18 protein-coding genes are annotated in these 12,895 nt (G+C 49.7%); 10 read left to right on the forward strand and 8 right to left on the reverse strand.

Annotated features, from left to right (window positions below):
• Positions 1-13: 13 nt before the first annotated feature.
• Together AC2FAK_RS05030 and AC2FAK_RS05035 are read left to right on the forward strand one after the other, a co-directional pair.
• Positions 14-478 carry a LysR family transcriptional regulator gene (locus AC2FAK_RS05030; protein WP_240516897.1) on the forward strand — a complete coding sequence of 155 codons (465 nt, stop codon included), beginning with the start codon at positions 14-16 and terminating at the stop codon, positions 476-478.
• On the forward strand, positions 399-911 hold the full coding sequence (locus AC2FAK_RS05035) for a LysR substrate-binding domain-containing protein (RefSeq protein WP_240516898.1): 513 nt from the start codon (positions 399-401) through the stop codon (positions 909-911). The genes AC2FAK_RS05030 and AC2FAK_RS05035 overlap by 80 nt, the downstream gene beginning before the upstream one ends.
• 168 nt (positions 912-1,079) lie before the next feature.
• Here AC2FAK_RS05035 and AC2FAK_RS05040 read toward each other — a convergent pair whose 3' ends face one another.
• The 3 genes from AC2FAK_RS05040 to AC2FAK_RS05050 all read right to left on the reverse strand — a co-directional run bounded on the left by AC2FAK_RS05040 (position 1,080) and on the right by AC2FAK_RS05050 (position 2,575).
• Positions 1,080-1,697, reverse strand: coding sequence for a YgjV family protein (locus tag AC2FAK_RS05040; protein WP_095454953.1), 618 nt, complete (start codon positions 1,695-1,697; stop codon positions 1,080-1,082).
• Positions 1,697-2,128, reverse strand: coding sequence for a Crp/Fnr family transcriptional regulator (locus AC2FAK_RS05045; RefSeq protein ID WP_240516899.1), 432 nt, complete (start codon positions 2,126-2,128; stop codon positions 1,697-1,699). Before AC2FAK_RS05045 ends, AC2FAK_RS05040 begins: the two co-directional genes overlap by 1 nt.
• A 156-nt stretch (positions 2,129-2,284) precedes the next feature.
• Positions 2,285-2,575 (reverse strand): DUF1330 domain-containing protein, encoded by a 291-nt coding sequence (locus AC2FAK_RS05050; RefSeq protein ID WP_095454955.1) that lies wholly within the window; start codon positions 2,573-2,575, stop codon positions 2,285-2,287.
• 76 nt (positions 2,576-2,651) lie between these two features.
• On the opposite strand from AC2FAK_RS05050, the gene AC2FAK_RS05055 reads away from it, so the two are divergent.
• Positions 2,652-3,233: a TetR/AcrR family transcriptional regulator gene (locus AC2FAK_RS05055; protein ID WP_141236763.1), complete on the forward strand. Its 582-nt coding sequence runs from the start codon at positions 2,652-2,654 to the stop codon at positions 3,231-3,233.
• Between the two features lie 455 nt (positions 3,234-3,688).
• On the opposite strand, the gene AC2FAK_RS05060 is transcribed toward AC2FAK_RS05055, so the two are convergent.
• The gene (locus tag AC2FAK_RS05060) at positions 3,689-4,501 is read right to left on the reverse strand and encodes a LecA/PA-IL family lectin (RefSeq protein ID WP_234418901.1); all 813 of its coding nucleotides are present in this window, start codon (positions 4,499-4,501) and stop codon (positions 3,689-3,691) included.
• A 533-nt stretch (positions 4,502-5,034) separates the two neighbouring features.
• Here AC2FAK_RS05060 and AC2FAK_RS05065 point away from each other — a divergent pair.
• Together AC2FAK_RS05065 and AC2FAK_RS05070 are read left to right on the forward strand one after the other, a co-directional pair.
• A complete protein-coding gene (locus AC2FAK_RS05065) occupies positions 5,035-5,664 on the forward strand; it encodes a helix-turn-helix domain-containing protein (protein WP_013098589.1) in 630 nt (209 codons plus the stop codon).
• Between the two features lie 93 nt (positions 5,665-5,757).
• Positions 5,758-6,372, forward strand: a complete 615-nt coding sequence (locus tag AC2FAK_RS05070; protein WP_095454958.1) for an outer membrane beta-barrel protein — start codon at positions 5,758-5,760, stop codon at positions 6,370-6,372.
• A 58-nt stretch (positions 6,373-6,430) separates the two neighbouring features.
• Here the strand turns inward: AC2FAK_RS05070 and AC2FAK_RS05075 are convergent, their stop codons facing one another.
• Positions 6,431-6,829 (reverse strand): hypothetical protein, encoded by a 399-nt coding sequence (locus AC2FAK_RS05075; protein WP_095454959.1) that lies wholly within the window; start codon positions 6,827-6,829, stop codon positions 6,431-6,433.
• Between the two features lie 245 nt (positions 6,830-7,074).
• Between AC2FAK_RS05075 and yjdI the strand changes: the two genes are divergently transcribed.
• Positions 7,075-7,305, forward strand: a complete 231-nt coding sequence (gene yjdI, locus AC2FAK_RS05080; RefSeq protein ID WP_095454960.1) for a 4Fe-4S mono-cluster protein YjdI — start codon at positions 7,075-7,077, stop codon at positions 7,303-7,305.
• A gap of 10 nt (positions 7,306-7,315) precedes the next feature.
• Positions 7,316-7,588 carry a GNAT family N-acetyltransferase gene (locus AC2FAK_RS05085; RefSeq protein WP_013098585.1) on the forward strand — a complete coding sequence of 91 codons (273 nt, stop codon included), beginning with the start codon at positions 7,316-7,318 and terminating at the stop codon, positions 7,586-7,588.
• Between the two features lie 27 nt (positions 7,589-7,615).
• On the opposite strand, the gene AC2FAK_RS05090 is transcribed toward AC2FAK_RS05085, so the two are convergent.
• On the reverse strand, positions 7,616-8,227 hold the full coding sequence (locus AC2FAK_RS05090) for a LysE family translocator (protein ID WP_020687110.1): 612 nt from the start codon (positions 8,225-8,227) through the stop codon (positions 7,616-7,618).
• A 114-nt stretch (positions 8,228-8,341) separates the two neighbouring features.
• Between AC2FAK_RS05090 and AC2FAK_RS05095 the strand changes: the two genes are divergently transcribed.
• Positions 8,342-8,794 (forward strand): Lrp/AsnC family transcriptional regulator, encoded by a 453-nt coding sequence (locus AC2FAK_RS05095; protein ID WP_013098583.1) that lies wholly within the window; start codon positions 8,342-8,344, stop codon positions 8,792-8,794.
• 39 nt (positions 8,795-8,833) lie between these two features.
• Here the strand turns inward: AC2FAK_RS05095 and AC2FAK_RS05100 are convergent, their stop codons facing one another.
• Both AC2FAK_RS05100 and AC2FAK_RS05105 read right to left on the reverse strand, forming a co-directional pair.
• Complete coding sequence (locus AC2FAK_RS05100; RefSeq protein ID WP_023620440.1) at positions 8,834-10,063, reverse strand: amino acid permease; 1,230 nt, start codon at positions 10,061-10,063, stop codon at positions 8,834-8,836.
• A gap of 120 nt (positions 10,064-10,183) precedes the next feature.
• Entirely contained in the window at positions 10,184-10,645 is a 462-nt protein-coding gene (locus AC2FAK_RS05105; protein WP_038983886.1) for a multidrug/biocide efflux PACE transporter, read from the reverse strand.
• Positions 10,646-10,750: 105 nt separating this feature from the next.
• Between AC2FAK_RS05105 and AC2FAK_RS05110 the strand changes: the two genes are divergently transcribed.
• Positions 10,751-11,617, forward strand: coding sequence for a LysR family transcriptional regulator (locus AC2FAK_RS05110; protein WP_095454961.1), 867 nt, complete (start codon positions 10,751-10,753; stop codon positions 11,615-11,617).
• Positions 11,618-11,710: 93 nt separating this feature from the next.
• Positions 11,711-12,889 carry an acetyl-CoA C-acetyltransferase gene (locus tag AC2FAK_RS05115; RefSeq protein WP_023620438.1) on the forward strand — a complete coding sequence of 393 codons (1,179 nt, stop codon included), beginning with the start codon at positions 11,711-11,713 and terminating at the stop codon, positions 12,887-12,889.
• Positions 12,890-12,895 lie beyond the last annotated feature (6 nt).

Here is a 12,895-nt window from a genome sequence, read left to right on the forward strand (position 1 = left end):
GTTGGAGCGATACATGCTTGACGGTATGTCTATTGATCAACTTCGTACTTTTGTTGCGGCAGTTGATGAGGGAAGTTTTTCTGCTGCCGGGCGAAAGCTACACAGAGCGCAGTCGGTAGTCAGTGCGACATTGGCCAATCTTGAGTCTCAAGTTGGATTCCCCTTGTTTGATAGAACAGGGCGTTTTCCAAAGCTTACGGAAGCGGGTATAGCTTTGCTGGAAGCTGCCCGCCATGTAACGGATGGGATGGATGCTTTCAAGGCTAAGGCACGCACTTTAGCTGAAGGGTTAGAGCCTGAGCTTGCAGTATCAGTCGATGTTATGTTTCCTATAGAAAACCTAACTGTAGCAGTAAAGGAGTTTCATAAAACCTTCCCTGCGACGCCTTTACATCTGTATGTTGAACCTCTTGGGGGGGGGGCTTCAACCGTTACTTTCCGGGCATTGTCGGGTGGCGATTATAGGTTCGCTACCTGATATTCCAGCAGGATGCTTATCTGAGTTTCTTATGACCATACCAGCCGTAGCTGTTGTATCACCGGAACATCCGCTGGCTAAACTGGCAGTTCCGGTTCTTCGCTCGGTTGCAGAAGATTATGTGCAACTTGTCTTGGCCGATCGTTCTCCCCTCACTGTTGGTCGAAATTTTGGCGTTATGTCGGCAAAGACATGGCGTTTAGGTGATATGGGGGCAAAACATGCTTTCTTACGAGCAGGGCTTGGTTGGGGCTATATGCCTTTACCAGTAGTTAAGCAAGACCTGGCTAACGGTACACTGGTGACATTGAATCTTGAGGTACAACCGGATATTGGGACTGGCTTTTCCATGCATGCTTTACATTTAATAGAATACCCTCCTGGTCCTGCTGGTCGATGGTTTGTTAATATGTTAAAAAAGACCCTTATTTAATAATGGTAACAGGGCTATGGTTGAAAAAAATGTGCATCCCTGCAACTGAGATTGTATAAACTACAAAAAATTCAGTCTGTTAAAGAGCAAGAAATTACTCAAATTATCTTTTCATACATCGTATGGCAATAATTAGGTTTGGTAAAAATATATTGGAATAAGTCATGCCTACCGTGAAGGTCTTTTGATTTTACTGGCAACACATAATAAAGGCTCGGGCTTGACTAAGGGATCCTGCGAGTGTTTGTTTATTCGAATATAACTCACCAGTGTCGACATTATAAAAAACGCCTCCATGGCGGCTGCAACAGGAGAATGACAAAGAAGGTTGTTTATTAGCCAGCATAAACTTCCTGTCGCGGTAAAGAGACGTAAGGTTAAATCATGTCTGCGAAAGGCTGCGTAGGTATGTAGTAAACTACCACATAAAGGTAATAAATTTTCGAGGCGCTGCCATGTGAAAATACTACTTATTATAGATAAGACTATAAATATCCACATTATTGATTTGTGTTGTATACGTGTAGCGATTAAATACCTACTTGATGCAATGAGCATCAAAACTGCTGCGCTCAATTGAGAAAGAAGCATAAAATGCACTGACATCAGTAGAGTGGAAAGAGCAAGGCATCGTAACGTCTGAGGTCTCGAAGCTAAAAAAAACGCCGACACGTCCAGAATGAAAGCACATGTCGCGAGAAATTGGGAGGATAAAAAAAGTGTCAAAATAGTCTCCACTCGTTGCTGATGAGAGTCGAGAATGCTTGAAGCAGCGAGTAACCGCATTAACCTTTGTTAATTCGATGGCGTATGCGTGACAGACTTACCGGAGATACACCGATGTAATTAGCTAAATCACGTTGCGTTAAATGCCTCTGCCATTCTGGGAAATGAGTCTGAAGGTAGAGATAGCGTTGAGACGGAGTGTGTAACAATAACATTTCTTCTTTTTTTTCCTTGTAAGTTACCTGTTGGCGTAAAAGTTTATCAGCCAAAGCTTTGCCCTCAGCTGAGTCCAAAAAACTCAAAGGAAGTGCTGAAATAACGCATTTGGTAACAGCCTGCAAACTATATCTGGCCGGACATTGCGTCAACCAGCTAAGATACAAGAAGCAATATTCGCCTGGGAAGTAGAACTCTTTAACTCGTTCAGTACCAGTCGGGGATTGATTGACGGCACGCAAAATACCTTCATGTACATACCAAATGTGTTGCATCTGCTCCCCCTGATTCAGCAAAAATGCCCCCTCGTTTATTGTTTTTTTCTTATTAAGGTTCATAGTGAAGGACTTACAATGGTTATAAAGTTTAGTTAGTTTATGGATAAACTATCATCTTGTGAAGGACGTCACGAAGCAAGTTGAATATGTTTTTTATAGGGTTTCAGTTACAACTATGCTTTTCGATTTTGCCGCTTTCCAGCGTAACTGTTTCATTGGTTGGTATTCTGGAGAATCGTAAAATGCCCGAACGGTATCTTTATCAGGAAATTCAAGGACTACTAACCATGAGGGCCGCCGTTCTCCTTCATAAAGATCAGCTTCGAAATTCCTTACAATAGGACGTGCGTTATATTTTTCAAGTAACCCGATGGCTTGCTCCTCATAGCGTGCCATTAAATCAAAATCATGCACTTCGAGATCGATAATAACTAATGCAGGCATTGTGTTTCCTCATAACTTAAAGTGTGATACCGTTCGGTATCAAACCTTAGTGCCGAACGGTATCGTGAGTCAATACATGGATTCGAAAAATTTTATGACTGAATGCCAAACGCCAAAACAACGAATAATGCAAGCGACGGAACGTCTTTTCTATCAAGAAGGTATCCGCGGAGTGGGGGTAGAAAGAATTGCCAAAGAAGCAAAAACCACAAAAATGGCACTCTATCGGCATTTTATTTCTAAAGACGAACTCGTAGCCTGCTGGCTCACTTCCGTAGCTAATAACTATGACGCAGAATGGTTGACTCTTGAAACAAAATATCAAGGACAACCACGTGAAATGCTTATGGCTTTAGCATCCAACATTGCATCACCATCAACTGAACGTAATTCCAGAGGCTGTCCGCTTACGAACAGCCTTGTTGAGTTGCCTAATCCCTCCCATCCAGGAAGGGCTGTGATTGCTTCCTACAAAGCAAAACAGGTAACCCGAATAGAAAGTTTATGTCGAAAGCTTAGGTTAACAAACCCGGAGGAGAAAGCTGTTTTATTACATATGGTTTATGAAGGGGCCCAAATAGCCTTAGCACAGGGACTTAAACATTATAAAATCGAAGAATCTCTCCATAGTTTTATCGAAAATATCACTGATAAATAAGATCAGCATCAGGGGATGCTGGACGTAATGGATTTTTTACTGGTAGCACTCGCCGCAGTAACAGAGTCGCTGGCCTTATTGAGAAAGCGCAGGAGAGCGGAACGATAGGCTTACATTTACGCGCGTAATCTGAAGAATTATCTCTGGCGGGAGACATTCTGAAAGACAGAGGATCGTGGCGATCGGTTAGCATTTCGGATAGCGGCCTCGGCATTGGTGCAAGTCCTGCGTGTTTTAATTAAACAGGGATGTGCTTTGCTTGATTGCCGGGTGTGGCTCTTTAATGGTGAAATTTTTGAGGCGTTATGATCTTTTATGAAGTGGATACATTTTTTCGGACGAGTGTTCTGATCAGTTATTACCCCACCGGTGTTCATTTTGCATGAAATTAACTTTTTTGAACATCAAACTGCCATCCAGCATTCTCGCTGAATAGCAGCCCGACTTTTTTGACGTTAACCCTTTATCTTCAGTTCCTTGATGCGGAAATCATTTCCCATACTGGCTGACACATGGCTGACTACCGCGAGTTCAGCCTGACTGCCCGTGGCTTTGAATTTTCCACTCAGGGTTACCCATTCATTCGCCTGCTTCAGTTCCAGGGGGGCGGAAATGTCTTTGCCATCAGCACGCAGCGAAACCTTTGGCGCTTCATATTTTCCTATGATGCGCGCAATTTTCACCGTCCAGGTATATTCATGCCCGGCAGTCAGACCTGTCAGCGTCTTTTTGAGGATCTCACCGGCATGGTTTTTATTAGGTCTGGTAATAAACTCGACGGCGCGGGTGCTGGCGTCAACCAGGTAAAGATCGTGCCCGGCAGGTCCGGCCTGCCAGTTATTCCAGTTATCGCGCTCAAAGTTGGTTAAATCTTCAAACGGAGCTGCCGCAGCGGCGGAAATATCTGCCTCGCGATACACTTCAACGCTGAATTCACCGGCGTTGTCTTTGTACTGGTCTTTGCCATCGGCAAAAAACAGCGTCAACGTCCCTTCAGCTGGCACCGACCAGCGGTATTTATGATTACCAACCGGATAATTTTCGTTACCAAGGCGTGCCTGAAGCGAAGGATTGCGTAACGTTAGCGTTTCACCCTCTCGGGGAATACGCCCCTGTGGTGCGGTAAGCGCAAAATTTTCACTTCCATTCCTGGCCCAACCACTGGCCAGAATAGTAATTATCTCTCCCGCTTTGAGGGCAACTCCTGTATTTGTCCCTTCGGCATTTTTTGCGTCAACTTTTCCTGACCAGATTAAATTTTCGCTCATGTCTGACTCCTGTGACAGCGTGGCGAAGAATTTCGCCATTGAAAGATAGTCCTTACGAAATGCGTGATTTAAGTCACTCAGTTCTGCTAACCGCCTGATAATTTGAATAAATAAAATCCTGAGAAGCACGAACTTCTCATCATCATTACCCGGTTGTTATCGGCAGGAATGAGAATAGTCAGGTGGTATATACAATTCAAAACGCTAAAAGCTTTATTAAGGGTTGCGATTTTGTAATCAATTAAAAATATTAAAATAATTATCGCTGAATTAGGAATAATCTTAAGAAATAAGAGGGTGAGTGCAGGGTTTTTAAATCGTTTATTCTCCCCATTGTTTACGTTGATATTCATGTAAGGACTTCAGGAAATCGGGCATACTTATCACGTGTCATGCGGGTAAAGTTCAAAAATAAACAAATTATCTTTTTACGTATGCCATACCCTCTGATATACCTTCATTCCCTCATACCAGTCTGAGTGATGGCCGCTGTGGTCTATACTGGCCATTATCGAATACCCAAAGGTGGTGTCATGCATATATTGCCTCCTGTTCGCCCTGAACACTCCATTGAACGTCTGACGGCGGTACTTGAACCCATTGCGGAAAAAGTGAAGCTCGCGCCGCGTAAGCGGATTACCTGGAAACATAAAGGCCGCCAGCAAATGTATCTTTTCCAGGAAGGAGAGCTTTCTTTGTTGCGGGCATCTGACGGGTTACTGTTAGTTAGCGTTTTTGAGCCACATCTGTTCGGCATTGCCGAGATGATCCAGCCGACGCAAGGACATATATTACGCGCAGAACGGGAGTCTCTGATTTTGCGTGCTGATGCAGATGAAGCCGCCGCGCGATTTCGTGAACAGGGCGTCTGGGAGGATGTGGCAGCCTTGCTGTCGTACCATACGGCCTATCTCATTTATCGTGATGCCCAGGTTGTGCAGCAGCGCACCTATTCCGTGATTCGCAGCTATCTGCAGGAGATGATATTACTGCCCGATGAGGTGCGGATGCGAACAACTATTCTGGAATATATTCAGGATCGTACGCTTCTTTCCCGCAGCAGTATTCTCAATGTATTATCTGCACTTAAGCAAGGTAAATATATCGCGTTCAAACGTGGCGGATATTTACTGGAGGTAGGGCATTTGCCAGAGTCATTTTAAAATTTAAAAATAAACATAAAATGATTTCGCGATTGTCGTGTTTGTCGATATCGTTTGCTCACTGAAATATTCAACAGAGTAAACGGGATTTCTATGAAAAAGACACTTGTTGCATTAATTCTGGCTAACGCTTTTACCGCAACGTCTGCATTTGCAGCGGCAGATACAGGCACCTGGTATAGCGGTGCTAAATTCGGCTGGTCACACTATTTTGACGCCAGCACCGGATCGAAAGCGAGCGATAATAATAATGGCTCGAACCAGTATAATATCGATCATGATAATGTCGGTGGTGGGGTATACGCGGGTTATCAGATGACTCCGTGGCTGGCACTGGAAGGCGGGTACGATTATTTAGGCAATATGCAGATTAAAGGCAAACATAGTGCGGGGGCACAAATGAAAAGCCAGGGGCTGCAGATGTCCTTAAAAGCCAGCTATGCCGTGACCGACAACTGGGATATCTATGGTCGTGCCGGGGCGATGGCCTATCGTGCTGAATCTGATGTAAGTGGTCACAATCGTTTTGAAACAGGCGTTCGCCCGCTTGCCGCAGTCGGGACGGAGTATGCGTTTAACAAAAATTTAGCGGGCCGTCTGGAATATCAATGGGTAAGCAACATGGGTAATGCCAACCAGATTGGCGTCAGCAGCGACGTAAGCTCTGTGACTGCTGGACTGACATGGCGATTTGGACAGCACGATTAATCCTTGCCATCCTTTCCGTTACAAAAGCCCGACTGTTCAGCAGTTGGGCTTTTGGCATTTAACTGGTGACTAAAGGTTGAAGGACAATGTTAATCTTTTGCAGCCCCATGACGTTTTTATCTTTCAGGTACTGCTGATTAACCATTTCCAGCTGCTCAAGTTTAGTCAGCGAGGCGAAGACCGACTGAACAGGGCTATCTTCGGTAAAAATATCTTTCGCGGTAGTCTGTTGTAAATAATCTGATTTCAACTGCGCCGTTAAACGGTCGATCTGAACTTTATTTTCCTGATACAGCGCAGCGATATGCGATGCCGGAATTTCTGGCGGTTTTTCTCCTGGCAAAACTAATGGGATCTGCAGATGATGGATTTGTTCAACCTTATCAGGCGCAGAAGCGCTGCAGGCGGTTAATAAACTGAGGCTGAGCAGAGTCAGTAATAATGACTGTTTCTTCATGGGGGACTCGTGTTAAATAAGCAGAGCGGACATTATCGTAAACAACCGATACATCTTCAGATTAAACTTGTTTAATTTTAAATATCCCGGCGGGAATAATCAGCCAGGCTGACGCAGCCACCCCGTCAGCCTCAGTCATGCACGCAGGGGAAACAATCCGGCAAGAAAACGCTATACGTTATAGCCATCAGGATCCCGTAAGGCTATGCTTCATTCAGCACGATAATAATTACAGAGGCAATGTCATGGATAAAGAACTACTGGATGCGGGTTACCGGGCCTATACCGGGGAGAAAATTGACGTCTACTTCAATACCGGGATCTGCAAACACTCCGGTAACTGCGTTCGCGGCAGCGCAAAGCTGTTTAATCTGAAACGTAAACCGTGGATCATTCCTGATGAAGTGGACGTGGAAACCGTTATACGCGTGATTGATACCTGCCCGAGCGGTGCGCTGCAGTATCGCCAAAAATAAGCGAGGAACCATGGATATTCTGGAAGGCCATAACAAGTTTTATGTGAACGATGCGAACGGCAATCAGGTTGCAGAGATTGTCTTCGTGCCCACAGGTGAGCATCTGAGTATTATTGAGCATACCGATGTCGATCCGAGCCTGAAGGGGCAAGGGGTTGGTAAGCAGCTGGTGGCGAAGGTGGTGGAGAAAATGCGCGGTGAGAATCGCAAAATTATCCCGCTGTGCCCGTTTGCAAAGCATGAGTTTGATAACACGCGGGAATATGACGATATTCGGGCGTAAAACACACCGGCGATGGCCGGTGTTTTTTTATCTCACCTGCTCCAGCAGCAATCCCAGCGCGATCGCCACCATAATCCCCCCTGAGGCCATGCTCACCGCACGTGCCGCCTGCGGACGGGTCGCCAGCACCGCTTTCGAACCATATCCCACCAGCAAATAGACCAGTGTGCAGGTGATAAGATGCATCACACCCAAGGCTGACATCTGCGTGGCAATCGACCAGCTTCCCTTTGGATCGGTAAACTGCGGAAGCAACGCCAGAAACAGTAAGAAGACTTTTGGGTTGAGCCCGCTGATACATAATCCCTTCACCGCCCACTGTTTCCAGTTTCCTGCATGCTGCACGGTGCTTTCCGGCGCGGCAGGATGGCGTAACAGCGTGATGCCGAGCCACAGCAGATAAACCGCCCCCGCAATTGTCAGCCCTGATAATGCCAGTGGATGTTGAGCAATCAACACACCCACGCCCGCCACTACGACCAGCGTGGCGAGCAGATGCCCGGACATCAGCCCCATCACCGCCGGCACTACGCGCCGCCCGTTGATCCCGGCGCTGATCGCATAGGCCCAGTCTGCACCCGGTGTCATGATGAGCAGGAAGGACACCACCCAAAAACCGGCCACAATACTCATTTCCATCGTCTGTGAAACTCCTGTATCTGAATTACCCGGAGAGAAAGAATATCGGTATCGGTACGAAATGAGTTTTCAATGTTATGCTCATAAAACGCTAAAATTGAGAAAATCTTCCATATGGATAGCATTGATCGAAAAATTCTTGCTGAACTGCAGGCTGATGGCCGTTTATCTCTTACGGAGCTGGCGGAGCGGGTGAACCTGAGCCTCTCTCCGTGTCACCGACGCGTACGTGCGCTGGAGCAGAGCGGAGCCATTACGGGGTATCGCGCCAATCTCGATCCCGCCAAAATGGGGTTTAATTTCCTGGCGATTGTGTTTGCCACCCTGAAAGAGGGTGATAAGAAAGCGGTCAGCGCGTTCGAAGAGGCGGTGGAAGAGATCCCGCAAATCGTGCTGGCCCAGCGATTATTTGGCGATCCCGACTACCTGATGCATGTTGTCACCCGCGATCTGTCGGCTTTTCAGAAACTGTATGACGAGAAACTTTCTGCCATGCCTGGCGTACAGCATCTTCGCTCTACGCTGGTGATGAAAACGGTCGTGCAGGACAGACCGTTTCCACTGTAAAAATCAGACGCGCCCGGCAGAAGGCCGGGCACGCGAGGGTTAGCCGACAAACATCACCGACACGCACAGCACGCCAACAATCAGCGTGAGCAGGCTGCCAATGGAGCGATACGGCTTCAGGGCGGGGATCAGGTAGGTCGACAGCGTCGGCATGATAAACAGGATCATGGCGATAAGCGGACCGCTGATGGCGTAAATCATCGAGATGGCGTTCGGGTTAATGCAGCAGACCGCAAAGGTGATCAGCGACACGCCCAGAATAGAAATCGCACGGTTAAAGGCGCGGCTCTTCTTCACGCCGACCTGATTCAGCGACGACTTTACGATTTCCGTCGCCCCTTCAATCACCCCAAAATAGGTGCCCAGGAACGATTTCGACATGGCAATAATCGCCACAATAATGCCGGAAATGCCGAGCCAGGCCGGAGAAGAGGGCATCATCGACAGCGCTGACAGGATCGTCACCCCTTGCTCTTTTGCGGTCACAATATAGGACGGCGGAATCGAGAGCAGGCAGCTGAACACAAAGAACAGCACGCTCAGGCAGATGATCAGATACGCCACCTTCATGATTTTCTTGCACTTGTCCATGGCTGCGTCACCGAACTTCTCGCGGCGATCGACGGCAAAGGTGGAGATAATCGGCGTATGGCTAAACGCGAACACCATCACCGGGATTGAGATCCACACCTGATGCAAAGTGTGGCGATCAAACGCCATCTGGCTGGTGAGCAGTGAGGGTTGCCAGCTGCCGGTCAGGTACAGGGAGACAAACAGGAAATAGGCGATCAGCGGAAACACCAGGAAGCCCATCACTTTGATCGTGATATGTCGCCCCATCAGGAAGATAAGATTCAATACCAGCACCACGCCAAAACTGACCAGCACGCGAGTGGCGGTATCCACCGTCATCCTTTTTGCCAGCTGCTCGGTTAATGAATTGGTAATGGCCACGGCGTAAATCTGCACCACCACGAAGAAGGCGATGAAATAGAGCGTGGTGATCAGATTTCCGATTTTCCTGCCGTAGTAGTGGGAGACCGCGCCGGTGATCCCTTCATTGCCTTTCGTTTTTGACGACAGGATAAATTGCGCCAGCGCTTTATGCGGCCAGTAGGTTAATGGGTAGGCCACAAGGGCGGTAATGAACAGGACAATAGCGCCTGCGGAGCCCAGCTGGATGGGCAAGAACAGCGTTCCTGCGCCCACGGCCGTGCCATAGAGAGCGAAACTCCACAGAGTCTCATCTTTTGACCAAATTTTCGACATTAGAGCAACGTATCAACTAGCAAACCATTCAGAATGGAGTGCAATTTACCATAGTTATGCGTTGAGAGCGCAGTTGCTTCGACGGAGTTTGGCCGGACCAGTCGTCCGGCCAGAGGGGAGTTAGCCCGCCAGGGCGCGTCGCTGCTGACGACGCTTCAGGAATTTCTCACGTAACGTGTCATACGCCCAGTTGTAGAACATGGTGTAGGGCAGGAAGAACAGGAAGAAACCTATTTCCAGCGTGAATGCCTGCAGCAGCGTGACGCCCAGAACCGCGGCGACAATCGACACGCCAATCACGATAAACCCACATTCGAACCCCAGGGCATGCATCGCGCGGACTTTTGCCGTGCGTTTTACGCGCTGGACAGGCCAGAAACGGTCGAAACCGAAGTTATAAATAATGTTCCAGAGCATGGCCGTGGTGGCGAGGATAATGGTCAACCCACCCATCTCCACCACGGAACGCTGCATCAGCCACGCTGCCGTTGGGGCGAGGATCGCCGTGGCAATCCCCTCAAAGCAGACCGCGTGGAAGATCCGCTCCGGCAGTTTACGTTGGAGTGCATCCTGATGTTGCATAGCTTTCGACCTCATTAATTCGCCGGTATGGGCGTTGATGGCGCCTATTTTTATCGCTAAAGGTGATATATTAAAGATGGTATCCATCGATAAAGTAGATAGGTTATGCGCTACTCACCTGAAGCCCTTACCGCGTTTGTTGAAACCGTGGCAGCGGGATCTTTCTCTGCTGCCGCACGGCGGCTGCGTAAAAGCCAGTCAACAATCAGCACCTCGATTGCCAATCTTGAAGCTGACCTCGGCTTTGATCTGTTCGACCGTTCGGCGCGCCAGCCGGTGTTAACCGCTCAGGGAGAGCAGGTGCTGGGCTATGTCCAGGCGATCCTCGCCGCCAGCACGCGGCTGGACGAACTGGCGGTATCGTTGACCGCGCAAACGGAGGCGCGCCTGACGTTTGTCCTCTCTGATACGCTTAACCCGGACGTGCTGGAAGATCTGATGCACCAGTTTGACCAGCGTTTTCCCCATACGGAATTTGAGTGCCTGATTGGCGAGGAAGAGGACGTCATCGATCTGCTGCAAAAGGAGAGGGCGCAGGTTGGCCTGACGGAGGCGCGTGACGTTTACCCGACCGATATCGGCGTCACCCGGCTGCCGATGCAAACCCGGATGGCGATTTATGTCGCGACCACGCATCCTCTGGCCGGGCAACATGAAGTGCAGGCCGATGAGCTGCACGGCTGGCGGGAACTGCGGCTCAGCACCTACCTGGAGCGCGAGGCAACGCTCGCCCGGGGGCCGGTCTGGTCGGCACCGAATTACCTGTTACTGCTGAGTATGGCGGTGCAGGGATTTGGCTGGTGCGTGTTGCCGTGTGCGCTGGTGGAAGAATTTGCCGCCGCGAAATCGCTGGTGCAGTTGAATGTCCCTGGCTGGCCTCGCGCGATCGGTATTGATTTGCTATGGAATAAACGATCCCCTCCCGGCGTCGCCGGAAGCTGGCTGCGGCAGTATCTGCAGGACGCACGCTGATCCTTGTGATTAAACTCACTATTTTTAAACAATTAAGATAAATGCCAGTAACAATCCTCTACTATCGTCATGTCCTTTAACGCAGAGGTGGTGATGAAAGATGTCGTTATAGTGGGTGCGTTGCGTACAGCTATCGGCTGTTTTCAGGGAGCGCTGGCGCGTCACTCGGCTGTTGAACTGGGTAGCGTGGTGGTGAAAGCGCTGGTGGAGCGCAGCGGGATCCCGGCACATGAAGTCGATGAGGTGATCCTCGGACAGGTCCTGACGGCCGGCGCCGGGCAAAACCCTGCCCGTCAGGCGGCGCTAAAAGGCGGCCTGCCCAACACCGTCTCGGCAATCACCATCAACGACGTCTGTGGCTCAGGGTTAAAGGCGCTGCATCTTGCCACGCAGGCCATCCAGTGTGGTGAAGCGGATGTGGTCATTGCCGGTGGGCAGGAGAACATGAGCCGCGCGCCGCATGTCCTCACCGACAGCCGCACCGGCGCGCAGCTGGGTAACAGCCAGCTGCTCGACAGCCTGGTGCATGACGGGCTGTGGGACGCGTTTAATGATTATCATATGGGCGTGACGGCGGAAAACCTGGCGCGTGAGTACGGTATAAGCCGTGAGCTGCAGGATGCTTACGCGTTGAGCTCGCAGCAGAAAGCGCGTGCCGCGATTGATTCCGGGCGTTTTCGCGATGAAATTGTCCCGGTGTGCACCCAGCGCCAGAACGGTCAGACGATTGTCGTCGACACCGATGAGCAGCCGCGAACCGATGCCAGCGCAGAAGGGCTGGCCATGCTCAATCCTGCTTTTGAAACGCAAGGGTCGGTCACGGCGGGAAATGCCTCTTCGATTAACGACGGTGCGGCGGCGGTGATGATGATGAGCGAAAGCAAAGCGCAGGAACTGGATCTCCCCGTGCTGGCCCGGATTAAGGCGTTTGCCAGCGTGGGGGTTGATCCGGCGTTAATGGGGATCGCGCCGGTGTATGCGACCCGCCGCTGCCTGGATCGCGCGGGCTGGCAGCTTTCCGATGTGGATCTGATTGAAGTCAACGAGGCCTTTGCCGCGCAGGCGATCTCAGTGGGCAAAATGCTGGAGTGGGATCCGCTGCGGGTGAATGTCAACGGCGGTGCGATTGCGCTCGGTCATCCCATCGGTGCTTCCGGCTGCCGCATTCTGGTATCGCTGGTTCACGAGATGAAAAAGCGTAACGCCCGTAAAGGCATTGCCACGCTCTGTATCGGCGGTGGGCAAGGAGTAGCGCTGGCTATCGAACGTTAATCCCTT

The organism is Enterobacter cloacae complex sp. 394F7 (assembly GCF_057320385.1).

Coding starts and splice junctions, on each gene's coding strand:
- AC2FAK_RS05030 (WP_240516897.1), top strand. CDS start 14: ATGCTTGACGGTATGTCTATTGATCAACTTCGTACTTTTGTTGCGGCA.
- AC2FAK_RS05035 (WP_240516898.1), top strand. CDS start 399: ATGTTGAACCTCTTGGGGGGGGGGCTTCAACCGTTACTTTCCGGGCAT.
- AC2FAK_RS05040 (WP_095454953.1), bottom strand. CDS start 1,697: ATGCGGTTACTCGCTGCTTCAAGCATTCTCGACTCTCATCAGCAACGA.
- AC2FAK_RS05045 (WP_240516899.1), bottom strand. CDS start 2,128: ATGCAACACATTTGGTATGTACATGAAGGTATTTTGCGTGCCGTCAAT.
- AC2FAK_RS05050 (WP_095454955.1), bottom strand. CDS start 2,575: ATGCCTGCATTAGTTATTATCGATCTCGAAGTGCATGATTTTGATTTA.
- AC2FAK_RS05055 (WP_141236763.1), top strand. CDS start 2,652: ATGGATTCGAAAAATTTTATGACTGAATGCCAAACGCCAAAACAACGA.
- AC2FAK_RS05060 (WP_234418901.1), bottom strand. CDS start 4,501: ATGAGCGAAAATTTAATCTGGTCAGGAAAAGTTGACGCAAAAAATGCC.
- AC2FAK_RS05065 (WP_013098589.1), top strand. CDS start 5,035: ATGCATATATTGCCTCCTGTTCGCCCTGAACACTCCATTGAACGTCTG.
- AC2FAK_RS05070 (WP_095454958.1), top strand. CDS start 5,758: ATGAAAAAGACACTTGTTGCATTAATTCTGGCTAACGCTTTTACCGCA.
- AC2FAK_RS05075 (WP_095454959.1), bottom strand. CDS start 6,829: ATGAAGAAACAGTCATTATTACTGACTCTGCTCAGCCTCAGTTTATTA.
- yjdI (WP_095454960.1), top strand. CDS start 7,075: ATGGATAAAGAACTACTGGATGCGGGTTACCGGGCCTATACCGGGGAG.
- AC2FAK_RS05085 (WP_013098585.1), top strand. CDS start 7,316: ATGGATATTCTGGAAGGCCATAACAAGTTTTATGTGAACGATGCGAAC.
- AC2FAK_RS05090 (WP_020687110.1), bottom strand. CDS start 8,227: ATGGAAATGAGTATTGTGGCCGGTTTTTGGGTGGTGTCCTTCCTGCTC.
- AC2FAK_RS05095 (WP_013098583.1), top strand. CDS start 8,342: ATGGATAGCATTGATCGAAAAATTCTTGCTGAACTGCAGGCTGATGGC.
- AC2FAK_RS05100 (WP_023620440.1), bottom strand. CDS start 10,063: ATGTCGAAAATTTGGTCAAAAGATGAGACTCTGTGGAGTTTCGCTCTC.
- AC2FAK_RS05105 (WP_038983886.1), bottom strand. CDS start 10,645: ATGCAACATCAGGATGCACTCCAACGTAAACTGCCGGAGCGGATCTTC.
- AC2FAK_RS05110 (WP_095454961.1), top strand. CDS start 10,751: ATGCGCTACTCACCTGAAGCCCTTACCGCGTTTGTTGAAACCGTGGCA.
- AC2FAK_RS05115 (WP_023620438.1), top strand. CDS start 11,711: ATGAAAGATGTCGTTATAGTGGGTGCGTTGCGTACAGCTATCGGCTGT.